Here is a 26,335-nt window from a genome sequence, read left to right as displayed (position 1 = left end):
TAGGTAGTATGAGCAAAACCTCCGCCCCTTTATCACACAAAAGTACAAGGCATAAGCCTTGTACTTTCATTGTTATGTGTTTTATTTCTTTATTTGGCTTGTGGCTTTAGTACTTTTGATTCATTGAATGTTTTTTCATTTTTCTTCTTACTGCCTGCTGTTTTGGAGGATGTAAGTAATAGGATTCCTACAAAGTATCCAATATAGGCAAGAACCTCTTCAATCGAAGGCATGGAAGAATATCCAAACAACGCTTTCAAAAATATTCCAACATCACCTGATATTAGTGGAGCTGTACCTGTATCTCGAAGGTAATGGTCATAATCAATGGGATGCTCGGGCATGAACCATGTAAGGTCATAAACATGAGGAAGCACACTTCCAATTATATTGAGATCCTGCATCATTCCAATCGCTTGAACGAGTAATCCAGCCGAAATAAGGATAATGAATGCACCTGTTAATTTAAAGAACGTGCTCAATGGGACCCTCATCGTTCCCTTAAAGAAGAAATATGAGACAAGAGCTGCAATGACAACACCTGTAATGGCACCCCACCCTTGCATCGCTGCACCGATGTTACCGCCTGTTATAGCCGCAAAGAAGAAAACGGTCTCCACACCCTCACGAAGGACAACTAGAAATGAATGGATGACCATACCGACAACATTTCCAGTAGATATAAACTGATTCATTTTCCCTTCCAGGTTCCCTTTTAAATCACGGCTGTGGCTCGCCATCCAGAACACCATTTGCGTAAGTAAAACGGTAGAAACGAGCATAATCCCTATTTTCAGATACATCTCGCTGCCCATTGCTGCAAATCCGGTAAACACTAATTGGAAGAGGAGAGCTACACCCACGCTTGCTAAAACAGCAAGTCCTGCACCTAACCAAACATATTTTGTAAACTGCTTATGGTCTACTCTTTTTAAATAGGTAATAATAATACCTACAATTAACAATGCCTCTAAAACTTCACGGAATGTAATTAACAGTGCTTGAATTTCCACAGCCGTGTCTCCTCCCAAATGGTGTTCTTTCTCTCCTATTTACTTCTTCTGCGAATCACAAAGATGATTACTGCAATTAATACTCCAACAATAATTACAATGGGAATCCAGTTACGAATATTGGAAATATCCGTCCAATCTTTTTTCTGAATTCCAGTTTCAGATTCAGTTGCATTTTCAGAAAAGTGGCCAACCTCTAGACTTTTCATGTTAAATTCTTTTTTCAAAGAATTTAGGATATCATCCTTATTTTGTTTAAATGCCTCTATATCGGGTTCTTTTTTCCCAACTCCAAACAAACCTGGATTTCCTAGTGCTTCAAGCGCTTGATCGAAGTCTTCTTGAATTTTTTTATCAATTTCTGGATTTTCAGCCTCTACCTTTGCTGATAAGGCATTATATGTAGCAAAACCCTTTGCTAGGAGCCTTTTGCTTGTGTCATATTCAGAAAAATTCTTTTCGATACTTGTAAGCCGTCTTGCAATATTTAAAACAAGAAGTTTTTCCATGTTCTCAATAGTAGCCTTCTTGTCTTTGTCTTTCATATTTTGAAGTACTATTTTAGCTGGCTCTGGTCCCATGTGCATATCAATCTCTTCTTTTACTGTTTCAAACAGCTTCTGGGCAGAGGCGAAATTCGGAGGGTTCTCATCCAGCTTCACTAACATTTGTTTATGTACTTCAGCAATCTTCTCTTCATTAGGGTCACCATAGGAATAGGCATATGCACCACTAATGGAAATGCTATTTATAATAATAGCCATAATAAAAAACAAAACTATAAATTTTTTCATGAAACGTTCCCTCCTACACTGATAATGATAATGATTATCATCCTCGCTGTCAATGACAAAAAAGTGAATTTACCTATATACCATCGTTATCTTTACATTTTATATTCGCTATTATCTAAGTTTGTTTTCCTACTGATCTGATTTGAATCTATATAGGTATTGTGACTCGCTTTTTTGACTGGCCTTCCCATTTCTTTTAATATGGCAGGTAATACTGAGGTCATATATGATTTAAATTTGATAAAGGATTCACCAGTTTTCCGAACTTGATAACGTATCGGGATTTCCTTCATTCGAAAGCCCTTCCTGATTAGATTAAGTGTGACCACTTGAGCATAATTATAATCATGGATAATTTCTGCTTCTAACATGGCTTGTCTTGAAAATGCTCTCATGCCTGATTGGCCATCATATATCCATTTTCGTAACAAAAGGGATTGAATAAATGTGAAACAATAATTGCCTAATCTCCTGTTCCATTTCATCCCATCAATCGATCCTAGGAAACGTGAGCCCATTACATAATCAGCGTTTCCTTTTAAAATGGGATCCACAAGGTCGGGGATCTGATCTGCAGGATATTCATTATCCGCATCGATCATGACCCCAATATCCGCCCCATAATGGACACATAGTTCCAACCCTTTACGGACAGCTGCTCCCAAACCCTTATTCTTTTTAACTGAATAGACGTAATTTGCTCCTGCTTCTTTAGCTATATTGACAGTCCTATCACTTGAACCATCATCAACCACCAAAACTTGAACCTCAACATCTTGATGAAATGAGCGAGGTATTTTCTTGATTACTTCCGCGATTGATTCTTCTTCGTTATAAGCAGGAAGAAAAACAATTACTTTTTGTTGAATCATTTTGTTTGAACATCCTTCCTAACTGCTTCAATTAACACCGGCCCTCGACTATGACTAGGAAATGGAGCTCCCAGTAAATAAGAAATTGTCGAGGCGAGAGAAACGAGACTGTGCTTTTCTTCTACCCTTTTTCCCTTTTCAATGGCATGGCCGAACATGAAAAATGGAACAAATCTTTCCCCTTCGTCCAAGTGCCCATGACCTCCTATCCCATCTGCCTGTCCATGGTCGGCACACACAATAAATGTGTAATTTTCAAGCTTTCCTCGTTCTTTTAACCAATCAAAATATTCTTTCACTAAGGCATCTGCTTCTTCGATTTTCTGAATATATTCGTTGTAAAGAACTCCTCGACTATGTCCGGTTTGATCGGTCCCAATTAATTGAATGATTTGAAGATCTGGATCCTGTTCATCCATTATCCGTTTAGCTCTTTCAATAATATTTCGGTCTGCAACATCATTGTGCATGACCGCTGTCACCGTCTCTACATCTTTTCCAAAGGAATCAACGAGGTGAGCAATCCCTAATAATGACCCCTTTTTACCAACTTTTCTTAAGGAATCGAATACACTCTCAACTTTTATACCAAGTTTCCAAACCATATTAGATTTAATGCCGTGCTCAACTGGATATGTTCCCGAGAACATCGAAGAAAAACAAACAACCGTTCTAGCCGGATAAACGGTTTCCATCCGATTATATTCTGTACCATTTTTTCTCAAATAATCGAGAAAGGGGGTATTCGCTTCTTCGAAACGCTCTTTCCTCATGCCATCAATCACCATGACAATTACTTTTTCATTAATAGGCGATTCAGGTGACTCTACATTCGAGGTAAAAGTAGGAATGATCTCAGGTTTCCAATCAAACAGGTTTATATGAAGTATGTATGAAAACACGAGTACGCACGCGTAAAAAATAATTAGGACACTTACTTCACTACCTGACCAAGTGACATTCGTTGCACTCCAATTCCATAAAGATAGTAATAGAAGAAATTTGGGCAGCTGTTCCTGAGCATTTCCACTTGTTGAATCACTATTTTTCAATACAAGCTTCCAAAAGCGAGTAAAATTAAGCCATGTAGTACCGATTCGTAAATGATAGTAAAACGTACCCCAGAAAAAGATCGTAAAGAAAAAATATAAACCGATTGCAGTAAACAGCAAACTAAGATTAACCTGATTCCAAATAATGAGATAAGCGGTAAAAGGAATCCATAAATAATTTCTCAGAAACAATGGGAAGTCAAACAGGTAGTAAATAATAAGCAATGGCAGGATAGCTAGTAACCCGATTGAAAGATCCACAAGATAGGAAAGATTTCCTAGCTTTGAAATAGAATATATAAGTATAGTGCCAATTGTAAATATCGGAGTAAACGGCTTCCCCTCGTTCAGAAGGTTCCAGCACCTTGCCGCTACTTTTTCAAAAGATGATGCTTTTTTCATTCTTGTTTTCCCCTTTTTAATAGTAAGGTTCTTATTTGTTTGATTTTTGAGATTGGTGAACGGATTAATAACACGAATCCAACAATGTAGGAAAAAATAAATTTAAAGCTATGGCTAACAAGGGCAACCATATATCCATCCTTTACTGGAAAATGAAAGCTCGTTAAAGCTGCAGTCATAACGGATTCATATGTAGAAATTCCCCCTGGCGTAATTTGAAATACTTGTCCCCCGACAGTCAGGGAATTTACCCAAATTGCCTTATATAGTGGGAGCCCATGCCCTAAGGATTTTGTTACACCCCAAACGACCGATCCTTCCAAACCCCAGCTTAAGGCGATTAGGGTGACAATAGTGATTAAATTTCTCCCCGATAAGGCTGCTTTAAAAAATGTAACATGCTTGTCTACGAATGATGGTCGATATTTAAACAGTATGAAGATCAATATGATTCCCAGCAAGGGTAAGAGCAATAAAACTCCTAGAGACCAACGAAAGATAAAGGTTTTGGAAAAGACAAGAAGTCCAATCAATGAGAGCAACGCTAAAAACACCATATCGAATATCCTTAGAACCACAACTGAATGTGCTGATATTTCTGGTTTGATGTTTTTTTCTTTCCAGGATAAGACTCCAATTCTTACTGCATCCCCAACCTTAAAGGGACTAATATGATTAATGAAAAGACTTAATAACACACCTTGTAAGCAGCTAGAAAAACGAACAGACTTTCCTAGATATACTCTCCACGCTTCAGCTCTTAGGAGAAAGGAAAGAAGATATGATAAAGTGACAACCAAAAGGATAAGTGGGTTTTCAAAAAAAAACTTTTGGGTGCTGTCCCAAAATTCTCCTAAATGAAAATACCGATAAGACAAAAATATAAATGTTCCAGAGATGAAAAGCCCCGTCAGTCTGATCCCCCACTTAACAAATGTCCGATTCATACTTTTTTGCCCATTTTGTCGTCTTGGCACGTCACAAACATTTTCAATAGAAAACACCTCTATAGTCATTCATTTGAATCATATTGTTTACAATCTTTTTACAACCTTGAAAATGGGAAAAACCTTGCCTTTTGTTTAACAAGGTTTTTCCTCCGCATTATTTCGCTTTTTCAACAATTGTATTCAGAGTTGAAATAAGTTCGTTCAGTTGACCTTCTGCTGCTGCCTTATCTTTTGCTTTTGCAGTTTCCACATATTCCTGTGCTTGTTCTGTTAGTGTCTTATATGCATCTTCGCCCATTAGGGACTTAATATCTTCCCCGATGATGTCGATGAATAAAGCTCCTTCTAAACCTGTAATAACTGCTTTGTCCTCACCTAAAGTTTCCTTACTTTCACCGTACTCATCAATAGCTATTTTCGCAAATCCACGAATGAATGCTTTATTTACGGCAGCTGGATCGATAGTTGTCACATCAGTTTCAAGATTAAACTGTTTTTCGATAAATGCCGCTTCCTCAGGAGCATGGCCGTTCAAGTAACTATAAAGTGATTGGTAGAAAGCCCATCCTTCAGCCTGTTCTATTTTTGCCAAAGTTGCATCCGTTTTTGATTCATTTGATGCTTTTGTTGCATATCCATTTGGTAATGCACCAGTTGCAAGATAGAAAGTCTTCATAAGTGATTTATCAACCACTTGCTTCCCAAGGTTAAATCCTAGCTGATCATTATTTTCTATTGCTTTTTCAATTTCACTAAATCCCCCATCGATTACACTTACGAGATTCGTACCATAAGCAGCATCACGTTTTTCGACAGTAGTCTTTAGAATCGCATAATATTTTTTCGCTTCTTCCACTTCTGCCTTCACTTCATCTGTTTTTCCCCATTTTTCACTTACTTCAGTGAAGTCATGTTTAATGGATGTATAAAAAACCTTTTGCATTAATTTATCAAAGAGTTGTTTTACAACCACTTTATCTAATGAACCATCTTTTCCTGCAGCAAGAGCTGCTGTAATTTTTTCGTCAATTGTGTCCTTGAATTCTTCGTCTCTATTTTTTACTAACTCTTGTAAATTTGATTTATATAATTCTGTAACTTTATCATAATCGACTTCTTTGCCCTCTTTTGCTTTTTCTAGCTCTGTAGTGGCTTCTTTAAAAACATCGGCATAATTGATTTCTTTTGATTCATCTTGCTTTTTTTCTTCTTTCTTGTTTTCCACCTTTGGTTTATTTGCAGTTTCTTCTGCTTTTCCGCAAGCTCCAAGAACAATTGAAAGAGCTGCTATTGATGCTAAAACTTTAAATTTAATTGACATGGTGTTTCGCCCCCGCTATGTATTTGCATTTATTGAAAATGATTATCATTTACACTCATGATTATAAAGAGAATGATTATCAGTGTCAATAAAAAAATAAAAAGACATTTTTTTGACATAAATAAATAATTCTTTTCAAGGCCATATTTGATTACTTGTATCCTTTCGAGAAAAAATCTGAAGGTATTATTTTTGGACCGTTATCATAAGGTGTAAAAAAGAATGGGAAAGGTGGTAAATTGTTTGAAAATAGAGGTTACCGGATTTGTTGTTCATTCAGGGGATTCAAATTTGGATTCTGAGCATTCACATACTTTGTTTCTAACTTCATGGGACGGGAGACCAATTCATAGGCATCATTTTTCAGGAGTAACCTCTTTTAATTCTGGGCATGATCATCGATATGCAGGTACAACTGAACCTGCTCCTACTGGAGTGCCTCATAACCATCAATATTATACCGTTACTTCCCTGGATGATGGGCATAAACATGAAATTCGAGGCGTTACTGGACCTGCAATCCCCTTGCCCAATGGTGGACATTATCATAATTTTCATGGAGTAACTACAGTTAGTGGCGCCCATCCTCATTCTCATAAATATAGCGGCAAAACTAGCCCTAGCGATTAGGATTGCTATTGAAAAGTCACCATTATACGCTAACACAAAAATGGTCATTACTGCTTTAAAAATCTTTAAGTTAAATTAAGTAAGGCAGCTTGGTAATAATAAAAGTAACTCAACCTTTTAAATAAAATGGTTTTCAAAAAAAATTTTTTTTAATCAGCACTTGTCCATACCTTTTCAGCTCTAGTACATATGATAATATTACCACCGCACCAGATAAATATTTACCTCTGAAGAAGCAAATGCATGTATTGCAGTTGCTTCTTTTCATTTTTAGAAAGCAAATGAATTAAATACTGTTTCCATGGGTGAAATGGACCCCTTATGGTAGACAGAATAAAGAAAGAATACTATAAGGGGATTTTTCTTATTATTTAATTTCTAGGAAAAGTAAATATTTCTATATTAATAGGTTTAAATATTATCAGTTTTTTTAACTAAAAATTGACCCACAGAAAACTGTTTACTACCATTAATAGCTAAAAATAATGCCATCGCTAGGTATGCTAGTTCTAATTCATACCCCGCAATTTCTCCATTACCTAAGAAACCAGCGGCTAGTTTTACCTTGATTATTGCCCCAATCATTAAAAATACAAACAGCGATGATACTATACGGGTTCCAAGTCCAATAATTAAGGCGATACCACCAATTACTTCAATACTTGCAACGACATAAGCCATAAACCCTGGTATACCTATACTGTCAAACCATCCAGCAATATTTTCAATTCCACCTTGAAACTTAACTAACCCATGAATGAAGAATATTACTCCTAGAATAATACGTAAAATAACTACACCAACCTCATTTTTTAATTGCATTAATTATTCACTCCCTGATTATTTTTTATTAAATCTCATATTCTAGTATCTTTAAATCGAGATTTACGGAAAATTTTTTTTTGATTAACTAATATGATTTATCCTTTTCGATACATTATCCAAACTGCCATACGCTATGACTAAGGTTTCCATACCGAAAGCTACGGTGTAATAATGAAGCTTTTTGTTGATCGTCTGCTGCACCCATGGCATAAAAAATTGGGATAAAGTGTTCAGACCCATATGGAGGTACTGCAAATTCTGCATTTGGGGCCAGGGAATCGTATTTAAAAAGTGATGGCAAATCCCATTTTTCCAAATGATATGCTAACCAATTATCAAATTCAAGTGCCCATTGATCAGCTTGTCCATTGTCTATCCACTTTATTGCTCCAAGATTATGCACTGTACCACCACTAGCAATAATTAATATGTCCTTAGCTCTTAATACCGACAACGCCTTACCAATTTTATATTGCTCCTCTGGTGAAAGTCTAGAATTGACCGACATTGAGATCACAGGGATTTCTGCATCTGGATAAAGTAAACGGAGAACAATCCAAGCCCCATGATCTAATCCTCGTTGTGTATCCATTTCAAAAGGTATTTTACTCTTTGTAAATAACCCTTCTATTTCTTTGGCAATTTGATGATCACCATGAGCCGGGTACTGAATTTTGTAAAGTGCTTCATCAAACCCGCCGAAATCATAAATCGTGTTATATCGGTCAACATCACTAACCTTTTGGACTTTAGACTCCCAATGAGCGGAAAACAAAACAACCGCCTTTGGCCGTGGCATGGTTTGACCTAATTGTGTTAAAAATTTCGTATACTCATTGTTCTCTAGTGCAAGCAATGGGGAACCATGAGCTACAAATAATGATGGCATCATATTCATTTCCTCCCTAATTTTTTGATTCTAAAAAATATTTATCTTTGTACATCAGTTAAAACCCATTTTTGAAAATCTTGAAGATTTTTTTCGGATACTGTGTGCCCTTCAGGATACGTATTAAACGTTACGGGTATACCTAACTTAGTGAAATAATCGACATTTTCTTTACCCCATTCAAATGGCAGAACCTGATCGAATTCCCCGTGTGATATATACACAGCTAAATTTTTATCAGGATTAATATTATATTCTTCTTTTACAAATATAGGGATATATCCGCTTAACGCGACAACACCTTTTATTTTATTACCAAGCGTTAACGCTAATGTCATTGAAACATTCGCGCCCTGGCTAAAACCTAACAGGTATAATTTATTTAAATCTAGCGGATACTTTTCGGATGCATAAGTAATAAAATTTGTTAATTTGTCGATTCCATCATCGAATACTTCTCGATGTGGTTTGCCATAGCCCTGAATAGTAAAGTAAGCAAAACCCGGGCCTTGGGAAAGCTGACCCCTTACACTAAAGATATAAAAGTGTTCCTCTAGACCATCAACCAAAGAAAGCACATTGTGTTCATTACTGCCAATACCATGCATAATAAACAATGCAGGATAGTTCTTCCCAGTAACAATGTTCTTTGGACGACGCAGTTCATAAATCATTGGGGTTCCCATTTTGAAAATCCTCCTTGTACTAATGTATATTAATCTTAAAAGAATAAATTTATAAATATAAATAAATATTTCATATTTAGAAACAAGAAAACAAAAAATTTTGCAACTATAGTTTCCTTATATGAATCTTTGTTTTCTATACAATACCAAGACAAGTCTAGCATGTCAATTATTTTTTTGTTAATATGAAATTAAGTTTACAATTAAGAAACTTCCGAGGTGATTAATATGGATATTGGTTCTAAAATACGTGCGATTAGAAATAGAAAAAAAATAACGATTGCTCAAATGTGCGATGGAACTGGTCTTTCAAAGGGGTTTATAAGCAATGTTGAAAACAACAACACATCCCCATCCATAAGTACATTACAAACTATAGCCACTTTCTTAAAGGTTCCTTTACCCTATTTGCTTTTAGAAAAAGATGAACATATGACTGTAATAAGAAAAAATGAAAGAGAAATCACAACCTCTAAAGACTCGGATTTAAAGGTCGAGCACTTAGGTACAAGAGGTGGTTTAAGCATTAGACTAGTTGAATTTCCTCCTGGAACTTCCACTGGTGAAAAAAATGCACATGAAGGTGAAGAATGTCATTTGGTCCTAAAGGGGAAAGTTCTTGCGGAACAAGGAGAAGACTCATTTATTTTAGAGGAAGGAGATACCTTCAGCTGGTGTGCAAGTGTCCCCCACTTTGTTAAAAACATTGGGGATGAGGCTGCTGTTGTATTAATTGCTGTTTATACCGAGGGGTCTGAACTTTAAGGTTAGTTACCTGCAGTTAAAAGAATGAATTCGCTGCAGGGCTCACCTTTAGAAATAAAAAAGATAAAACCAATAGAAATCGGTTCATCTTTTTCATTTTCTTCCTTATATTAAACAATTAAATTTCTCAAGTTGGGATAAAAATTACTCTAGAATATCATTCCTTAAGTCGAGGCATAGCAGGATCACAGTCTGGTGGATCAAGTTTCACTGATTCTGCTAACTTCTTTAAATAATAACATTCTTCACGTGACATATGATCCGCCATTAACGGTGCAAATGTTCCTAATGCTTGATTATTAAGTTCTAGTTCTTCTAGTTCATATATTATTTTTTCCATGAATATGGATATTACAAAAATCCACTTCTCCATAATAAAGGATTTAAATTTTTTTAACCATCCAATCAACCATTATTTCCCGTCCACTTGTCATACAAAGTAAAAAAGAATCATGAAACGATCACGATTCTTTTTAGAGATAAATTGTATAAAGGAATTAAAGGAATTTAAGTGCTTCCGCAAACCTTTTAATTCCTTCATCTATTGATTCTTTATCTTCCCTTGCAAAAGTAAAACGGACAAAGCCCTTTTTAGAACCCAGAGTTGAACCCGGGACAAAAATAACTCCTCTTTTGATTGATTCCTCTAATAATTGCATTTCGTTAAAGTCTTTATTTATCCTGCACCATATATGGATCCCACCCTGTGGGATATTAAATTCAACTTGATCCTTTAAATAATACCTAAGGCTAGAGACAATTTTATCTCTTCTTTTTTCTAATTCTTTTACCAATATTTTAATATGAAAATGAAAATTTTCTGATTCTAAAAAATCATTTGCTATCCATTGAGTAAAACTGGAATGACCAAAATCAATTTGCTGCTTTGCATCGGATAATCTTTCAATAACTGGTCTAGGACCAATAATCCAACCAATTCTTAACCCAGAAGCAACGATTTTTGATAAAGAGCTAATATATAATACATTTCCGTGGACATCCATCGATTTAAGTGTGGAGATTTTTTGCCCTGTAAAAGACGTTAAACTATATGGATCGTCTTCAACTACAGGAATACCATGTTCAGAAGATATTTCTAATATAGCTTTCCGTTGGTTTTCGTGAAGTAAAGATCCTGTTGGATTTTGAAAAGCTGGATTCAAAAATATCATTCTAATTCGATGCTTTTTATGTATTGAAAGTAAATTTTCCAGGTTAATCCCATCTTTATTTACTGGTAAAAAATACGGTTTAATTCCTGCTGATTTAAAAATCGGAAGATTGTAGCTATATGAGGGATCTTCCAAGGCAACTGCATCTCCTGGTTTTAACAGGCATTGAACAACCAAGTGCAATGCTTGTTGTGCTCCAGATGTAATTAATATAGATGAAGGATTTGTTTCAATACTTCGATATTTCTTGACATGCTTTGAAATAGTCTCTCGAAATATTGCGTTACCCTGTGGATGATCATAACCTAAGCTTCCAATAAACGATCTAGTCGAAGTAATCTCTCTTAAGGATTTCAGCGGAAAAAGATCTTCCGACAGTTCCCCGCTAGCAAGATTAATCAGCTTATGATCTACAGCTTCTTTCCGTATCCTTTGGGTTACAGGTAGATTAGGTAAAAACGATCCAGCTTCAATATACCTGTTCCAGCTCGGAATACGTTTCTTGGTAATCCCCCATATATCTTTACTTATAGTCGTCCCGCTTCCTCTATTTCTCTGTATAAGACCATTTGATTCCAACTCGTCATATGCAGCAACCACTGTACTTCTGTTTATGTTAAGGTCCTTGGCTAATTTTCTTTCGGAAGGTAATGGTTTATCAGGAGGATAAGTACCATCTGCAATTCCATTTTCTATATATTCAGCAAGTTGTTTATAGATAGCTTTTTTTGCTTTCCGTTCTGGTTTCCAATCCATATAATACAGTCCTTATAATCTTGATTTGTTTAGTAGTCTAATTATTATATTCTGTCTAAATTTTTTTAATCAGTGAAAACCTTAAATTTCTAAAAAACCTATCATCTTTACGACAATAGTTTTTTTATAGACTACTAGGTGAAAAACACAATAAAAATTCCAAGAGCAATAAAAAGTAGAGGAATAAAAATAGCATATATTAAAGTTAAATTTGTAGTGTTTCTTTTTGTGGAGCTACCGTATTTTTCGTCTCCTTTTCCTGCTAACAATAATGTTGAAATAATTGCTATTATTATTACTACTAATACCAAAGCAGTTAAAATCCCCATGTTACACCTCTTAAAACGTAAAATTTAGTTATATATAATAATTGAATAAGATCATTCAAGTACAATTTCTACAGTATTTTCGGGAGTAATCTTTCTAAACAATTATAGTATATGGATAACAAATAGAAGCCATCCAATTTCCTTAAAATTTAACCATCCACTTTTTTCTGCTAAAACTCCATATTACCTACATAAACCTATTTCCCAAAAATAAATGTTGGTTTCCCTTTATCTTGTTTCTACAAGATCTCTTCTGTTGCTATAAACACAAAAAAAAAATTGCACCTATAACTGTTCCAGATTGCCTAATAACCTGCATAAATTTTAACGATTTAAATAAGGTTTGCGAAAGGCGAGCCAAGCGATAGTTAGTACATACATAACGACAACAGGAACCGCAACTTCTATACCAAATGTTCCACCCGTAATCCAAATACTGTCCGATGTAAACCTAAACATCAGAAATGAGGAGTGGCTTTGATCGGCTGTTGAAACAAATTGTAAAATTTTAGAGTTCATGAAAAAGTTCCATATTATATGCACCACGACCGCATTCCAGACAACTCTCGTCTTATAAACAATAAGCGAAAATAGGATGCCGACCAAGGTACCTGCGATAAGGATCAAATACACATCTAGTAACTGCTGCCCATTGACCGTAAGTAAATGAAGCGCACCAAATAAGACGGAAGTCACCAAAATTGCCGTTGCCGCATTCCATTTATCTTCGATTAGCCTGAACAAATAGCCGCGGAACAAAATCTCTTCGATCACTCCTGCAGAGCATGCCGTAATGAAAGAGCCGATGATAAACGTTAGTACAGTATTAAGAGGCAGTTGGTCTTGCTTTTCAAAAACGACGTATTGTGTGAGTAAATAAAATACGATTACTATGAGCGGTAATGCAAAACCAACAAGGAACCATATTTTTTCAGTCTTACATAGTTTAGAAATACCAAAATATGAACTCGACCTTTTAAAGAACAGCCGTGCATACAACCAAAGCAGTCCAACAGTAACTCCAATACGGATAAGTTCTTTAACAACAACCCGACTGGTGCCGTTATCTATCCCATCCGTCAAAGGATTCACAAAAATAGCTGCTACCAAAAACAAGAAAACAATGATTAAACAATGCATCAATACTTTTCCCCAGTGCATATCTCTCGCTCCTCTTTTTAGTAGCTTACGAGCCAATATCAAAGCTGGAAAAATAAAGTACATCCCCCTAATATTAACATCTTTACTAATCTTATCATATGTTCCGAATGGATATATATGGATATTAAAAAATAAAAATATGTGATCCAGTCTTAACCCCAATTTATTAAAAGAGGGTTAATCCCTGGAACTGCACCTTAAATTGTTAGACATACCTACCAACATTTAACTCCGATTGCTGTTCCGATCCACCGTTACAGTTAAGTAAACGGGGACTTTTCCGTTCGATTAGGTCAAAAAAGTACTTGATCTTTAACTAAATTGACTTACAAACGTGGGATCAGCTGCACAGAATATAGAAGAAATCGATGGGGCTAAAAATTGGAACCTGTCCGTCGTCACAAAGATATGCGTTTTGAGATCCCCATTGATTGGTGATTTTTAGGTTTAAACCGCTAATGTTTGTGTCGTGGTAACAATCTGGAGAATAGAATAATATGGAATTCCAATGATGGGAATCTTCACACTTAATCAAAGGTTTCATTTGGTCCCAACTTCATTCGCATGCCACTATCTTATAATAATTGAATGTACATCCCAAAGTAGAGAGTGCAAGATTAAGGCATTCTAAAATTGCAATTACTATGATTTATACTCTCATGTAACGCGAAACATTGAAGAACAAGCAGTATCTGAACTTGACGACATTTTCAGCTAACTTTCATAAATAAAAATGCCAGTTTGATCTGTTTGGAAGTTTACTAACTTTTCTTGCCTGGCGAAAAGTGACAGATTTAGTTTAACAGGTAAAAAGAAAAAAATAAAAGTGGTGGATTTCACTGAAAAAATCACACTACTTTTACCCATGTACTTCTATTTAATTGGGAGAGTAAATTTTTCTTAATTCTACACTCTATAATAATCTGCTTTCCAATTAGTAATCTGTTTCTTAATATCATCTGGGCTAAAATTTTGTGAAGCTGCCCTTACACTTAGTTCAGGTAGCTCAGCATCACTAGCAAAACGAAGAGCAGTAATTTGACTTATTGTAAGTTTTGAATCTAGTAATTCTCCTGTCAAAACATAATGACGAAGATTCTCTTCTGCTCTTATCGCTCGATCCTGCACCTTTAACGGATATTGTCGAATTAATAGGTACATGATAACTAAGATCACTACGATGGCTAAATAAAGGATAGCTGATAGGCTGACTCCGTTCCTAATGACGAACCATATTGCTCCCACCAATGTAAGTAATAATAAGAATGATAAGATAAGATGAAAAAGTGGATGATATCTTCGGTGATTTTTGTAATTTTGATTCATTTGTTTTCCCTCCTGAAAATGCTTTTTTATTCCCATTTAAATGTATAGCTAGCAATCACAAATGCAGCTATTACCCAACCTCCTAGAATGGCTGCTTCCAGCCCTAAGCTGCTCCAGGCTGGCCCTACATTCATAATTTCACGCAATGCTGTGCTTAAATGTGAAATCGGCAGCAGCTTTACGATAGGCTGAAGAAACTCCGGCATATTTTTTATTGGGAAGAAAACCCCCCCTAAAAACAACATTGGAAAAGATAAAACTCCTGCTATAGGTGCAGCACTTTCAGGTGTTTTGGCAATTCCCGCAATGATAAAACCTATTGCCATAAACGAAAGTGTTCCAAGTATGATAAAACTTATTAAGGTGAACCAAGAACCTCGAATTTCCACCCCAAATAGGAGATGGGCAACGAGTAATACAATCAGCGCTTGCAATCCATTCATTAGCAACCTTGCAGTAATTTGTGCTGCAATGAAAGTAGAGGCTTTGAGTGTAGTCCCTTGCATCCTCCGTAAAATCCCCCGCTCTCTCCATGCAGCAATCTGACCAGCTACCCCATTCATGTTGTTACTCATAATCATCATCGCGACAATTCCTGGAACCAAGAAATCAATATATTTTAAATGCAGAGCTTTGATTCCATGAGATTCCATTTCAACGACAGGCACATAGGAAACCCTTTTTTTGCTGATTTCATCTATTACTCCATTGACAAGCGCCAATCCTACTTGTGATACAGCAAAATTCGTATCATTATAATAAACTGGGATGGTGAAAGGCAATGTTTGTGATCCACTATTTTTTAAACTAGATTCATAGCCCTTAGGAATGGTAACCACCAGCTGCAAATCACCATTTTTCAGACTTGTTTGTGCATCTTCTTCATCTTTTTGTAACACAAGATGAATGGCTTCATTTTTGCTAATAGCGTTCACAAACTCATTTGAGAACGATGTCTGATCATGATCAATTACTCCGATTGTTAAAGAGATTCCATTTCCTTTACCTAAAAATAAACCTAGCATGGACATAAGCAGGATTGGAAAAATCAATGTCCACATCAGCACTTGGCGATTCCTGAGAAAAATGCGTAGCTGCGCAAGTGTTAACTGCCAGTAAGCCTTCATGCCTCTCTTAAACTCCTTCCAGTCATATGTATAAATACATCCTCTAGTGTCGCTGTCCTTGTTTGTATATCCACCAGCTGCAGGTTTTTTTCAGTTGCAAAATGGATTAAGCTCGTCAAAGTTTTCTGTAAATGATCCGAATAGAGCATGTGGACATCGGATTGCTTTCCAACTTTTTTTACACCTTCAATACTAGAGAAATCAATGAATTCTTCTTCCTGTAAGACTCTAAATTCCAAGGCGCTATCGGATTGAAGACCTTTCACTAATTGAGTCGGTGTATCCAAAGCAATTAGTTCGCCTTGATCCATAATGGCAATTCGATCACATAAAATGTGCGCTTCATCCATATAATGAGTGGTTAGCACGATTGTCTTGCCTTTATTTTTCAATTGTAGCACGATATCCCATAATGTTCGTCTAGCTTGAGGATCTAGCCCTGTTGTCGGTTCATCCAAAAATACAACTTGTGGATCGTGAACCAACGCAAGAGCAATCGCTAAACGTTGCTTTTGACCACCTGAAAGCCCTTTTATCCGACTTTTTCTTTTCTCAGTAAGTAACATATCATCTATTAATGGTGAAATAGGAATATGTGATGGATAAAAGCTTGCGTACATTTGCAGAATTTCCTCTACAGTCAGTAGGTCAAAAAGCGAAGTTGATTGTAACTGTACTCCGATGATTTCCTTTACTTTTGTAAGCTCACGTAATATATCATGTGTACCAATTATGGCTGTTCCTTCATCTGGCTTACGCAGTCCAACCAGCATTTCTAGTATAGTCGTTTTCCCTGCACCATTGGGACCTAAGAGACCAAATATCTCTCCATTATGTACTTGAAAATGGACACCTTTCACAGCTTTAAATGATCCATAATTTTTTACAAGTCCTTTTACATCAATAATCGTATCTTCAGAAAAATTCATATCGGTGCCTCCTCCTCCTCTCAAGCATTGTTCCATTTTATAATATGTATTGGCACTGTCCAATATTTCCATACTTTCCTCCCATTATGTATAACTGCGCCAACAGTTATACTGGATACGTCCCACAAAAAAGTATATGGTCATTGTATCAGTTTATAACTTATTGAAAATACTTTTGATGGAGTTTTTTTTAGGGGTACGGGGAGGATACCATCTCCTTGTTGTTTGGAAATGCATGAGTGTCATTTGAACCAGGGACAGAAAATCAATTGAAAGCTCTGGTGAGAATAAGACATATAATATACGTCGATTAAGGTCCTCTAACAGGAATGCTCTTTTTCTTCTTTTGTTGCACTTTTCTTAGGGTTTCGATGTATCACTTCTCGACCTTTATAAGAATCACGAAAAAAGGTATCGTCCCTTTTAACGATACCTTACATTGATTAAAACCTTGTGTTGCTAGCGTTCAGGATTTTGCGTCTCCAATAAAATGCAGTAGATATTTTTATATCCAAACTTTTAGCTATAAAAGCATTAAAAGCTAAATTACCTGTACTTAGTAGAATTCACACTATAAATAATACGAAAAACACCCGGTAAGCTCGCTTACGGGTGCTTTTAATTAAGAAGTTAATTAATTTTTTCTTAGGATATTTCTATTAACCTTTAGTTCTACTTTTCAAAAACATTACCAGCGATTAACATAGCTTGAACAGCTTTTGGAAATCCAACATATGCTGCACATTGTATAATAATTTCTTTAATTTCATTTTCAGTGAGTCCTACATTCAGTGCAGCTCGAATGTGAAATTCAAGTTGATCAAATGCTCCTTGAGTGATAAGAGAAGTTATTGTTATGATTTCTCTCTTATCGAAAGATAATCCTTCCCTTGCATATACATCTCCAAAGCCAAATGCAACAATCATCTCCCAAAAATCAGGTGAAATATTTTTCATCCCCGATATGTTTTCGAAAGCTTCTTGAGAAACCATCTTCTTAACTGTTGAAAGACCTGAATCAAATCTATTATTCTTTTCCATCCTATTGCCTCCCCATAGTTGGTGGAATTTCATCTTGGTTGACTATTACCTCAACAACGACCGGCTTTTCCTTTATTTCAATTAGATGTAAAGCTTGATCTATTGCCTCTTTTAAATCGATAGGTGTATAGCATTGAAAAGAATCCAATCCCATTGATTGAGCGTATAGTGATACATCTAAAGGGGTATTATACACAGCACCAACGGATTTACCATTCATTTTTCTCATACCCTTTTCAACCATATCTAACATACCATTATTTAATACAATAAAAAGTACCGGTGAATTATAATTTAAAGCGGTTGAAATTTCATTTCCGTGCATGAACATACAGCCATCCCCGACTAAGCAAACAATTTTTTTATCAGGTGCTGCTATTTTGGCTCCAATTGAATAACCTATTGCATGACCCATTGCTCCAAAAATATCATCAAAAAAGAATGTAGCCGGTTCAAAAATATCAAAATATTTGATACCGTAGAAAGTATGACTGCCATCATCTCCAAAAACGATTGTATCATCTGGGAGTGAATTTCTTATCACTTTTACCGTAGTTTCAGAAGACATACGTTCATACCGATCGTTTATTTTTACTTGATGTTGTTGTTTAGGGATTAGAAATTCTGAGTTTTCTTTATCCGTAACATCTTTCAAAATAAAACTTAGATTTGAACGAATATCACCTAACACAGTAGTTGTAGGGACATCAATTGTTTTACCGATAAAAGTTTGATCATAATCAAAATGAATAATATGTTTAGGATACATTTCTTTAGAAAAACCCGCAGTAGACATATCACTCAATTTTGATCCAATAACTAGTAATAGATCAACTCCCTGCAAGAGATAATCATTCGCTTCCTTAGAACCACCTAACCCGAATCCACCTAACGAGAGAAGATGATTATTAACAAATGTTCCTTTTCCACCAGGGGTTGTAATGACTGGGATTTTCCAATTTTCCGCAAGTAGACGAACCTCTTTATATGCTTTACTTGAATGAACTCCTTTTCCTAAAAACATGAGAGGCCGATTAGCTGAATTTAGTAAATCAACAACTTTATCAAGGTCAGGTGAAATCATTTCATGAGACGAAGGGAAATCTAATTCAAAAGGAGCAATCTCTTCTGTTAAAATATCAAAAGGAATAGATAAATGAACTGGACCTTTTATACCAGAAACTGCTTTTTCAAGTGCATGTTGTAAATAGATTTGTAACATGTCGCCTCGATCAACACGAACACTAAATTTAGTTACATGCTTAAACAATTCAACTAAATCCGTACCGAAAACAGTGGAATCCTGTCCCATCGGCTTACCAGTATCTTTCATACCGGGATGGCCTGTAATAATGAGCAATGGAATATTTGATGCCTTCGCTTGTCCAGCCGCTGTAAGTAAGTTCGTTCCACCAGGACCTGAAGTACCAATTGCTATTCCTATCTTATTATTCATTAAAGAATATCCAGATGCTGAAAAGCCTCCACCAGACTCATGCTTACTTAATACAAATTCTATACCTTGCTGATCTGCAGCATAAATTATTGGCGAAATTGCTTTACCAGGTATTCCAAAAATATGATTAATTCCCCATCGCTTAATATTTTTTGCTAGAATAGATGCACAGGTTTCCCTCTTACTTATTAAACACTCCGCCTTATCTACTACCATTTCCATTGTGCTATACCTCTCCAACATAATTTATTTCTTGCAGCATTGGAGCATAAATTTGTTCAAATTGCTCCGCTTCAATAGGTTTACTAAAAAAATAACCTTGAATTTTATCACAATTATTTTTCTTTAAAAACTCTAGTTGCTCTTTTGTCTCCACACCCTCTGCAATAACTTGTAAACCAAGATTATGAGCTAAAGTTATGATCGCTTTAACTATGTTAACATCGTTATTATCTTCCATAATATCTCTAACGAATGATCTATCTATCTTTAAATAATCAATAGGGAATTTCTTAAGGTAACTTAAAGAACTATACCCAGTACCAAAATCATCTATACTAATGCAGATACCAATATCCTTCAATTGCCTTAGAACTTTTAGTGAATAAGTAAAATCCATAGCCATAGATTCGGTAATTTCTAAAATTAAATATTTGGGATTCAGTTCGGTTTGATCTAATACTCTTTTCACAAAACCAACTAAATTTAGCTTAAAGAATTGTTGAGAAGATAGATTAACTGCAACAGAAATTGGTTCCATACCTAAATTTTGCCATCTTTTATTTTGGATACAAGCTTGTTCTATTACCCATTCCCCAATCTCTGTAATTAATCCTGTTTCTTCAGCTAACTTAATAAATTTATCTGGATAAATTAGACCATACTTCGGGTGATTCCATCTAATCAGTGCTTCTACTCCAACAATTCTTCCCGTTTTATTACAAACTTGAGGCTGATAATGCAGGAGAAATTCATTATTCTCCAATGCTTTTCTTATATCAGATTCAAATTTTAATTCCTCACCTGAATTATTAAACATGTCGGAAGTATAGACAACATATCCATTTTTGCCTTGAGATTTTGCTTTGTACATAGCAGTATCTGCATATACCATAAAATCTTCAAGAGTTATCGTGTGTCTAGGGTAAATTGCTATTCCAATGCTAACAGTAGTGTGAAATTCATTTGAATTCACGATGAAAGGATGCTTAAATTGCTCTAACACGCGGTCAGCTATTTCAATGACATAATGATCATTTTCAAAATCTTTTAATAAAAAAATGAATTCATCCCCACCCAAACGAGCCAGTTTATCATTTTCTCCAAGACACCCAACTAATCTATTGGTCACTTTTGTCAGCAATATATCACCATTAGAATGCCCAAAGGTGTCATTTATGATTTTAAATCGATCTAGGTCTAAAAACATAATAGCTAATTTCGGACTATTTCCGGCATGAGTTCTCTTGATAATTGTTTCTATTTCTTTTTGTATGTAACGCCTGTTTGGCAAGCCGGTTAAATCATCATGATATGCCAAGTAGTTATATTTTTCTTCAATTAAATATCGATCGGTTATATCCCTAAATTGACCAAATGCACCAATAAGCTTATCATCTTCATAAATCGGCTGTGCATCAAATAAGCAAACTACTTTATCACCATTTTCGTTAATAAACTTTAGTTCTTCATTTTCATATTTTTCTTCAAACTCAATAACACGTTTAAAATAATCCCCTGTTAAATCAGATTCGTAAATTCTCTTTCCTAAAACAGACCCTCTATTTCGATTAGATATTTTCTGGGCAAAATCATTAAACTCTGTTGTAATACCTTTTTCATCAGTAATGACAATCCCATTTCTTGTCCTGCTTAACATAATTTGATTCATAATATTAAGTTTCTTATTTTGCTTTCTAAGTAACAATTCTCTTTCAATCGAATCTACAACTTGAGAAAGCATGGTTAAAAATAACGGATTTTGAAAAACGATTGGCATCATGATACAAACACTACCGAGTAAATTATCTTCATCCGTGTAATGAAACGCCGCACCATAACAAGCTATTTCAAAAAGAAATCTATGATAATGATCTTCACCTATTAAAGTAATCGGATGTCTTTGCAATAAGGATAAACTAATGACATTCGTACCCGTATCTTCCTGGGTAAAAAGACTTCCCTGTTTAATACCAAATTGTTCTACGGTAGTCTTGATTGTTTCGTCACCTACCATTTCTAACAAATATCCAACAGAATCGGAAATAACAATCAATATCGGAGTTCCTTTTAATGAATCCAATAGCTTATTAGAAAAATAACTTACAACAGATAGTATATCACTGTATGATTTTCTTTTACTATAAAGTTCCTGTTTTGTCATAAATTTTTTAGGACTAGGTATTATGTTTGGATCCATACCACTTTCTTTACACATTCTCTTTGATTCTGTTATATATTTCGGTTCTTTGACACTCATTTTTCAAACTCCTCAAAAAATCAAATACAATATTAATATTTTAATAAAAAAACTAATAATGTTCTATATCTATACAAAATAATTAATATTTTTCATTACCGGTAAATGATTTACAAACTATCAAATTTTGTATTTTTGATTACCTATCAAAAAAAGGTAATTAGTAGCACAAGAAAAACCACACATGAATCTTGATCCATTAAGAAGTCCGATTTAAGAAATTAATAAACTAAAAAGGACAAAAAGCAAACGATTGGACCAATTCGTTTGCCTTTTGTCTACACTCTGAAATACTCTGGAACTTATCCAGAGTATTCGATTATTACTCTATATATTAATTTCTTAAATTCTTTCATATGAGCTTCATCTTCCAAACGGTCACACTTTTTGGAAAGACCATCCCTTATCTTATAAACGGTCTAATTCTACTTGTGACAGCAAAGCAACACTTTTAAGTAAATCCCCCTGAAAGTAAACCCATTTTTTTGTTTTGTAGAAATAAGGTCTGCAAAATTCTTCATGAGTATAAGTTCAAAAATTTAAGAAATTCATTCACTTTTCCAACGTGAAACGGTTTCTGCTACGAAAACTTCAAATGATTTGGGCTCACGTAGTAGCAATTGCTTTTGGAGTATGAAGTCTTGGTATGTTCCCAGACAGCCAAAATTTTGAAAACTTTCATACATAATACGAAAATCTTGAGCAAGCCATTCTGGCATTATAGTAATAGCTTGTTGATACCATTCATCCAGATTATCTCCAATATAACGTACCGTAGTCCCAGTTATACGACTGTAAGTTTCGGCGATTGCTTCCCCTGTTAATACTTCGGATCCATAAATAGGATATTCCTTACCCTCATATCCGCTGAGAAGGAGTGCATTTGCCGCTGCATAGGCGATATCTTCTACATCGACTCGATTCAATCCAACTGAACCGAGCGGTTGAGGATATATCCTATCCTGAAGTATTGCATCATGAAACAAGTAATCATTCTGAAAGAAATTATTCGGTCGTAATATCGTATAATCCATGCCCGACCTCTTAATCTCCTCTTCAATCCCGATTTTACTTCTTATATGAGGGATGTGTAACATATTTTCATTCATTGGTGCAGATAAGTATACAATTTTGGGTACACCAGCTTTTCTAGCAGCCTTAACAGCTGTTACTCCTTGGATTGTTTCTGTCTTAGCCAAACCGGTTAAGAGAAACACTGCATCCAATTGATCAAATGTCCTTACTAGGCTTTCAGGTACCTCCAAATCCCCTTGGATCCATTCCAAGTTCATATTCTTATGCTGATTTTTACTTTGATCTCTAGTAAGGATACGGACGTATGCTTTGCGATTTAAAAGCTCCGAAACCAACTGACTTCCTACAGTACCTGTACCTCCGATAACAAGAATATTCATACTTATCACTTAACCTCTTCCGGATTGATTTCTTATAGTGCTGTTTGCAGTTGTTCCCAGCTTTTTTGATCCAACCGAGACTTCGCTAAACTCAACATACCTTCGTACGCTTCTTTAGGTGCAAATCTTTTCATATCGCTAAACATCTCTAACCGCTCCTGATGACTGATCGCTGGTATCATATAGTGCATAAATATCGCCATTGTTTGTGGTGGAATAGAGGAACGAATATTTATTGAGATGACCTTCAATTGGTCATCCGTCAGATTCTCCCATAATGCCTTCATGCCTGGTCCCTCTTCGCTTTGAAGGTGGATAAAGTAATCTGCTGTAAAACTGTTCAGATCTTTACCAATTTGCCACCAGATCTTTTGATGCTCTATTTGATTTTGTTCTTTCAATTGTAACTGATCCACTAGTTCAATAAGCTGCTCAAGATAATGTTCTAATGCACCGTGTTCATCCTCCAATTGATGCAATGTCTCAGGTGCAAATTTTTCATATGATTCATTAATATTTGCATCCTCATCTCTCGAATGGGCTTCTAGAATAATTGCTACCCGCCTAAATTCCTTGACAAATGATTTCACTCCCTCGTCATCAGAACTATCAACCGAACCTGCCTGATGGCATAAACCACTTAATGCTAAGCGAATCCCCTTGTGTACTGGAGCATACAGATCAAAACGATTAAACATGTTCAACTCTCCTTTGGTTTTGTTTTATTAAAAAGCTATCGATCACCTTGCCTTATTTCACTCCTTGTTCGTAGTATAGTTTCATTATAGAGACGAAAAAGGAAGTCGGTAATTATACGGAGGTATATTCAAGCGTATATTTTGGTATCAAAAAATAAAAACACTGAAGACCTTTAGTCTTCAGTGTTAATAATGGATTAATTAGCTCATTAATTTTTTGACCAATTCTGTTTTGCCCTTTAGGTCAAGTTTCTCATAAATACGACTAAGATTCTTTTTTACAGTGATTTCTGATAAGTAAAGCTTCTTGGCTATTTCTAGATTAGACGAACAAGTTCTTGTTAAAAGGGCTATTTCGCGTTCACGGGGAGTTAGTCCTGATAATATTGCATCAAGAGATGAAGCTTCATAATTGTCTTCCGTTGACTGATAAAGATTCTCAACAAACTTCTTCATCTCTTTATCCTCTCTAAAATCGAGCACAAATACCGGTGCAGGAAATTGAAGACCAAAACCGAAATGGGTAGTTCCAGGTATTTCAACATACCCTACCCCTTTGACTGCTTCCTGGTTATATTTCATTGGAGCAGTGTACACCATTATTCCGCCTTTCAAATAGTAGGAAAGATATGTTTGAAAGAACATGAATCTGGCCGCAGAACTGCCATCCTTTGAAAAATCGATCAAATATTGAAACCACCCTGCCGGTGACTCTGGTGGTACAATCAACTTATCCCTCTCCTGTTTAGAAAGGGTGCGGAAATAAGACTGAGTAATCGGGTTTTGTTGCAGAAACTGAAGAGAACCTCTATGAATGGGAATGTATACAAAAATACCCACCGCTTCGTGCTTTTCATTTTTAAGTAGCCTGACGACTTCACTTCCCAGTAGAATCACTTCGGAAAGTTTAATCGAAGTAAACCATTTTTCATTTACAGCTTTTGGAATATTATATATATGTCTTTCATTTGTTACTGGATCGTACATCTCTTGGATATAATCTTGATGATTTGAAAGGACATCCTTAAAATACTGTTCTGCTTCCTGTAAATTATCCTTGTTAACCGTTTCAATATAATAGGTTTGATCAATCGCATCATCATAAAACATGGCCCGAAAACCAGGATCCCCTACAATATAGATAAAATCTAAAAGGAAAAGATTTCTTTCTTCTATAGAATGATGTCGAGAGGAAAAAAGACCGTAGTGGTATTTAACGCTTCGCTGCCAGAGCTGATTATAAATATTAGGCTTTTTAAGTCTGAAATCCTGATAGAGAGCTTTTCGGAGAACCTGATGCAAATACCACCCACGTTCACTTTTTCGAACAAAGGAGAGATGGATGAGATTTTCAAACTCCTCGTTGCTTATCTCTTTTCCAAGAATATTCTCGAGAATTTCATGGTTAAATACACGGACCATTGTTACAGCTTCCAACAACTCCATTAATGTAGAATCAGTGATTTCACGCAGCCACTGTCCAGCAATTTCTTTAAAGGTTTCATTCCACATTAGAAATTCAGGTTCTTGTTCCCCCTTTAAGCCTTCCAATTCATTCAAGCCCATGAAAAGAGATAACGTAAGAGGGTGCCCCTTGGTAATAAAATATGACTTTCTTACAAAGCTATCATTATAGTCCCCAAATATAGATGTATACTGCTTGCAAGTTTCATAGTCAAATGGTGACAATGGCATAAATTTAATGAATCTTCTCCAAGCCGGTGACAACACCCAGCCCCCTTTTAAGGGAAAGCGGCCAGACAATACAATCAAAATGTTAATGGATAATTCAACTAAAAAGGAATGCCGTAACCAATCATCAAGTTCGTTCATTTCTTCATAGGTATCTATAGCAAAAACTAAACGACCAGTTTGAGCTCGTTTATTAAGTTGGCTCACCGCTTCCTCTAATAACTTGCTCTCACTCCATTCCTCTGGGACTTGTGTATTTAACATAGCGAGCAATCGTAAGGCAAATCCTTGCGGAGTCTTGGTAAAATCTAAGCAATCCAAGAGAAAAAAAGGAATTCCCTCTTGGTCGCAAATTCGCCGAAACTGATCGAGCAAAGAGCTTTTCCCAATTCCTCCTGTGCCACTGATATTTAGGATACGTTCTTTATTTTCTTTGTTGTATACAAAATTACGGAAGATAATCAATTCCATTTTTCGCCCGACAAAAAAACTTTCTTCTAATCTTCGAATCTCTTCACCAAAGCTACTCATCATAACCTCCAGCTAGTAATGAAT

Annotated in this window: 23 protein-coding genes and 2 pseudogenes; 2 read left to right on the top strand and 23 right to left on the bottom strand. The window is 35.6% G+C overall.

All coding sequences use genetic code 11. From position 1 onward, the window contains the following. Positions 1 to 89: 89 nt before the first annotated feature. The 6 genes from QNH20_RS10650 to QNH20_RS10625 all read right to left on the bottom strand — a co-directional run bounded on the left by QNH20_RS10650 (position 90) and on the right by QNH20_RS10625 (position 6,404). Positions 90 to 1,013, bottom strand: a complete 924-nt coding sequence (locus QNH20_RS10650; protein WP_283922854.1) for an FTR1 family iron permease — start codon at positions 1,011 to 1,013, stop codon at positions 90 to 92. A 35-nt stretch (positions 1,014 to 1,048) separates the two neighbouring features. Then, positions 1,049 to 1,807, bottom strand: coding sequence for a hypothetical protein (locus QNH20_RS10645; protein WP_283922853.1), 759 nt, complete (start codon positions 1,805 to 1,807; stop codon positions 1,049 to 1,051). A gap of 92 nt (positions 1,808 to 1,899) precedes the next feature. Further along, entirely contained in the window at positions 1,900 to 2,679 is a 780-nt protein-coding gene (locus QNH20_RS10640; protein WP_283922852.1) for a glycosyltransferase family 2 protein, read from the bottom strand. After that, positions 2,676 to 4,133: an alkaline phosphatase family protein gene (locus QNH20_RS10635; RefSeq protein WP_283922851.1), complete on the bottom strand. Its 1,458-nt coding sequence runs from the start codon at positions 4,131 to 4,133 to the stop codon at positions 2,676 to 2,678. Before QNH20_RS10635 ends, QNH20_RS10640 begins: the two co-directional genes overlap by 4 nt. Beyond that, positions 4,130 to 5,080, bottom strand: a complete 951-nt coding sequence (locus tag QNH20_RS10630; RefSeq protein ID WP_283922850.1) for a lysylphosphatidylglycerol synthase transmembrane domain-containing protein — start codon at positions 5,078 to 5,080, stop codon at positions 4,130 to 4,132. Before QNH20_RS10630 ends, QNH20_RS10635 begins: the two co-directional genes overlap by 4 nt. A gap of 157 nt (positions 5,081 to 5,237) precedes the next feature. Continuing rightward, the gene (locus QNH20_RS10625; RefSeq protein WP_283922849.1) at positions 5,238 to 6,404 is read right to left on the bottom strand and encodes a hypothetical protein; all 1,167 of its coding nucleotides are present in this window, start codon (positions 6,402 to 6,404) and stop codon (positions 5,238 to 5,240) included. A gap of 222 nt (positions 6,405 to 6,626) precedes the next feature. Between QNH20_RS10625 and QNH20_RS10620 the strand changes: the two genes are divergently transcribed. Further along, positions 6,627 to 7,034 carry a YmaF family protein gene (locus QNH20_RS10620; protein ID WP_283922848.1) on the top strand — a complete coding sequence of 136 codons (408 nt, stop codon included), beginning with the start codon at positions 6,627 to 6,629 and terminating at the stop codon, positions 7,032 to 7,034. A gap of 411 nt (positions 7,035 to 7,445) precedes the next feature. Here the strand turns inward: QNH20_RS10620 and QNH20_RS10615 are convergent, their stop codons facing one another. The 3 genes from QNH20_RS10615 to QNH20_RS10605 form a co-directional block, all read right to left on the bottom strand. Next, positions 7,446 to 7,856: a DoxX family protein gene (locus tag QNH20_RS10615; RefSeq protein WP_283922847.1), complete on the bottom strand. Its 411-nt coding sequence runs from the start codon at positions 7,854 to 7,856 to the stop codon at positions 7,446 to 7,448. Positions 7,857 to 7,971: 115 nt separating this feature from the next. Beyond that, positions 7,972 to 8,751 carry a DODA-type extradiol aromatic ring-opening family dioxygenase gene (locus QNH20_RS10610; protein ID WP_283922846.1) on the bottom strand — a complete coding sequence of 260 codons (780 nt, stop codon included), beginning with the start codon at positions 8,749 to 8,751 and terminating at the stop codon, positions 7,972 to 7,974. A 38-nt stretch (positions 8,752 to 8,789) separates the two neighbouring features. After that, positions 8,790 to 9,434, bottom strand: coding sequence for an alpha/beta hydrolase (locus QNH20_RS10605; RefSeq protein ID WP_283922845.1), 645 nt, complete (start codon positions 9,432 to 9,434; stop codon positions 8,790 to 8,792). Between the two features lie 228 nt (positions 9,435 to 9,662). Here QNH20_RS10605 and QNH20_RS10600 point away from each other — a divergent pair, with 228 nt between their 5' ends. Beyond that, a complete protein-coding gene (locus QNH20_RS10600) occupies positions 9,663 to 10,199 on the top strand; it encodes a helix-turn-helix domain-containing protein (RefSeq protein WP_283922844.1) in 537 nt (178 codons plus the stop codon). Between the two features lie 157 nt (positions 10,200 to 10,356). Here QNH20_RS10600 and QNH20_RS10595 read toward each other — a convergent pair. From QNH20_RS10595 to QNH20_RS10530, 14 genes and pseudogenes are all read right to left on the bottom strand, one after another. Beyond that, a pseudogene (locus QNH20_RS10595) lies at positions 10,357 to 10,524 on the bottom strand (DUF2935 domain-containing protein); the annotation flags it as partial. 172 nt (positions 10,525 to 10,696) lie between these two features. Then, positions 10,697 to 12,127, bottom strand: coding sequence for a MocR-like pyridoxine biosynthesis transcription factor PdxR (gene pdxR, locus QNH20_RS10590; RefSeq protein ID WP_283922843.1), 1,431 nt, complete (start codon positions 12,125 to 12,127; stop codon positions 10,697 to 10,699). 134 nt (positions 12,128 to 12,261) lie between these two features. Next, positions 12,262 to 12,456 carry a hypothetical protein gene (locus QNH20_RS10585; RefSeq protein WP_283922842.1) on the bottom strand — a complete coding sequence of 65 codons (195 nt, stop codon included), beginning with the start codon at positions 12,454 to 12,456 and terminating at the stop codon, positions 12,262 to 12,264. Positions 12,457 to 12,780: 324 nt separating this feature from the next. Then, complete coding sequence (locus tag QNH20_RS10580) at positions 12,781 to 13,617, bottom strand: CPBP family intramembrane glutamic endopeptidase (RefSeq protein ID WP_283922841.1); 837 nt, start codon at positions 13,615 to 13,617, stop codon at positions 12,781 to 12,783. Between the two features lie 906 nt (positions 13,618 to 14,523). Further along, entirely contained in the window at positions 14,524 to 14,943 is a 420-nt protein-coding gene (locus tag QNH20_RS10575; RefSeq protein WP_283922840.1) for a DUF6526 family protein, read from the bottom strand. A 26-nt stretch (positions 14,944 to 14,969) separates the two neighbouring features. Further along, positions 14,970 to 16,070, bottom strand: a complete 1,101-nt coding sequence (locus QNH20_RS10570; RefSeq protein ID WP_283922839.1) for an ABC transporter permease — start codon at positions 16,068 to 16,070, stop codon at positions 14,970 to 14,972. Further along, entirely contained in the window at positions 16,067 to 16,999 is a 933-nt protein-coding gene (locus QNH20_RS10565; RefSeq protein WP_283922838.1) for an ABC transporter ATP-binding protein, read from the bottom strand. The genes QNH20_RS10570 and QNH20_RS10565 overlap by 4 nt, the downstream gene beginning before the upstream one ends. 356 nt (positions 17,000 to 17,355) lie before the next feature. Continuing rightward, positions 17,356 to 17,526, bottom strand: a pseudogene (locus tag QNH20_RS10560) (IS1595 family transposase); the annotation flags it as partial. Between the two features lie 145 nt (positions 17,527 to 17,671). Further along, positions 17,672 to 18,040: a carboxymuconolactone decarboxylase family protein gene (locus tag QNH20_RS10555; protein WP_283922837.1), complete on the bottom strand. Its 369-nt coding sequence runs from the start codon at positions 18,038 to 18,040 to the stop codon at positions 17,672 to 17,674. Between the two features lies 1 nt (position 18,041). Then, positions 18,042 to 19,718: a thiamine pyrophosphate-binding protein gene (locus QNH20_RS10550; RefSeq protein WP_283922836.1), complete on the bottom strand. Its 1,677-nt coding sequence runs from the start codon at positions 19,716 to 19,718 to the stop codon at positions 18,042 to 18,044. A gap of 4 nt (positions 19,719 to 19,722) precedes the next feature. Then, positions 19,723 to 21,975, bottom strand: coding sequence for an EAL domain-containing protein (locus QNH20_RS10545; RefSeq protein ID WP_283922835.1), 2,253 nt, complete (start codon positions 21,973 to 21,975; stop codon positions 19,723 to 19,725). A 548-nt stretch (positions 21,976 to 22,523) separates the two neighbouring features. After that, the gene (locus tag QNH20_RS10540; RefSeq protein WP_283923390.1) at positions 22,524 to 23,390 is read right to left on the bottom strand and encodes an SDR family oxidoreductase; all 867 of its coding nucleotides are present in this window, start codon (positions 23,388 to 23,390) and stop codon (positions 22,524 to 22,526) included. Positions 23,391 to 23,422: 32 nt separating this feature from the next. Then, positions 23,423 to 24,088 carry a hemerythrin domain-containing protein gene (locus QNH20_RS10535; protein ID WP_283922834.1) on the bottom strand — a complete coding sequence of 222 codons (666 nt, stop codon included), beginning with the start codon at positions 24,086 to 24,088 and terminating at the stop codon, positions 23,423 to 23,425. Positions 24,089 to 24,289: 201 nt separating this feature from the next. Next, positions 24,290 to 26,311, bottom strand: coding sequence for a LuxR family transcriptional regulator (locus QNH20_RS10530; protein ID WP_283922833.1), 2,022 nt, complete (start codon positions 26,309 to 26,311; stop codon positions 24,290 to 24,292). Positions 26,312 to 26,335 lie beyond the last annotated feature (24 nt).

Origin of the sequence: Neobacillus sp. WH10 (assembly GCF_030123405.1) — a bacterium.
Taxonomy (GTDB): domain Bacteria; phylum Bacillota; class Bacilli; order Bacillales; family Cytobacillaceae; genus Neobacillus.
Note: the sequence above shows the minus strand (reverse complement) of the source record. Positions and strands in the feature narration are given on the sequence as shown.

What these genes read in the sequence shown, in the direction of transcription:
- QNH20_RS10645 (WP_283922853.1), bottom strand. Translation starts at nt 1,807, where the DNA reads ATGAAAAAATTTATAGTTTTGTTTTTTATTATGGCTATTATTATAAAT.
- QNH20_RS10640 (WP_283922852.1), bottom strand. Translation starts at nt 2,679, where the DNA reads ATGATTCAACAAAAAGTAATTGTTTTTCTTCCTGCTTATAACGAAGAA.
- QNH20_RS10635 (WP_283922851.1), bottom strand. Translation starts at nt 4,133, where the DNA reads ATGAAAAAAGCATCATCTTTTGAAAAAGTAGCGGCAAGGTGCTGGAAC.
- QNH20_RS10630 (WP_283922850.1), bottom strand. Translation starts at nt 5,080, where the DNA reads ATGAATCGGACATTTGTTAAGTGGGGGATCAGACTGACGGGGCTTTTC.
- QNH20_RS10625 (WP_283922849.1), bottom strand. Translation starts at nt 6,404, where the DNA reads ATGTCAATTAAATTTAAAGTTTTAGCATCAATAGCAGCTCTTTCAATT.
- QNH20_RS10620 (WP_283922848.1), top strand. Translation starts at nt 6,627, where the DNA reads ATGGGAAAGGTGGTAAATTGTTTGAAAATAGAGGTTACCGGATTTGTT.
- QNH20_RS10615 (WP_283922847.1), bottom strand. Translation starts at nt 7,856, where the DNA reads ATGCAATTAAAAAATGAGGTTGGTGTAGTTATTTTACGTATTATTCTA.
- QNH20_RS10610 (WP_283922846.1), bottom strand. Translation starts at nt 8,751, where the DNA reads ATGATGCCATCATTATTTGTAGCTCATGGTTCCCCATTGCTTGCACTA.
- QNH20_RS10605 (WP_283922845.1), bottom strand. Translation starts at nt 9,434, where the DNA reads ATGGGAACCCCAATGATTTATGAACTGCGTCGTCCAAAGAACATTGTT.
- QNH20_RS10600 (WP_283922844.1), top strand. Translation starts at nt 9,663, where the DNA reads ATGGATATTGGTTCTAAAATACGTGCGATTAGAAATAGAAAAAAAATA.
- pdxR (WP_283922843.1), bottom strand. Translation starts at nt 12,127, where the DNA reads ATGGATTGGAAACCAGAACGGAAAGCAAAAAAAGCTATCTATAAACAA.
- QNH20_RS10585 (WP_283922842.1), bottom strand. Translation starts at nt 12,456, where the DNA reads ATGGGGATTTTAACTGCTTTGGTATTAGTAGTAATAATAATAGCAATT.
- QNH20_RS10580 (WP_283922841.1), bottom strand. Translation starts at nt 13,617, where the DNA reads ATGCACTGGGGAAAAGTATTGATGCATTGTTTAATCATTGTTTTCTTG.
- QNH20_RS10575 (WP_283922840.1), bottom strand. Translation starts at nt 14,943, where the DNA reads ATGAATCAAAATTACAAAAATCACCGAAGATATCATCCACTTTTTCAT.
- QNH20_RS10570 (WP_283922839.1), bottom strand. Translation starts at nt 16,070, where the DNA reads ATGAAGGCTTACTGGCAGTTAACACTTGCGCAGCTACGCATTTTTCTC.
- QNH20_RS10565 (WP_283922838.1), bottom strand. Translation starts at nt 16,999, where the DNA reads ATGAATTTTTCTGAAGATACGATTATTGATGTAAAAGGACTTGTAAAA.
- QNH20_RS10555 (WP_283922837.1), bottom strand. Translation starts at nt 18,040, where the DNA reads ATGGAAAAGAATAATAGATTTGATTCAGGTCTTTCAACAGTTAAGAAG.
- QNH20_RS10550 (WP_283922836.1), bottom strand. Translation starts at nt 19,718, where the DNA reads ATGGAAATGGTAGTAGATAAGGCGGAGTGTTTAATAAGTAAGAGGGAA.
- QNH20_RS10545 (WP_283922835.1), bottom strand. Translation starts at nt 21,975, where the DNA reads ATGAGTGTCAAAGAACCGAAATATATAACAGAATCAAAGAGAATGTGT.
- QNH20_RS10540 (WP_283923390.1), bottom strand. Translation starts at nt 23,390, where the DNA reads ATGAATATTCTTGTTATCGGAGGTACAGGTACTGTAGGAAGTCAGTTG.
- QNH20_RS10535 (WP_283922834.1), bottom strand. Translation starts at nt 24,088, where the DNA reads ATGTTTAATCGTTTTGATCTGTATGCTCCAGTACACAAGGGGATTCGC.
- QNH20_RS10530 (WP_283922833.1), bottom strand. Translation starts at nt 26,311, where the DNA reads ATGAGTAGCTTTGGTGAAGAGATTCGAAGATTAGAAGAAAGTTTTTTT.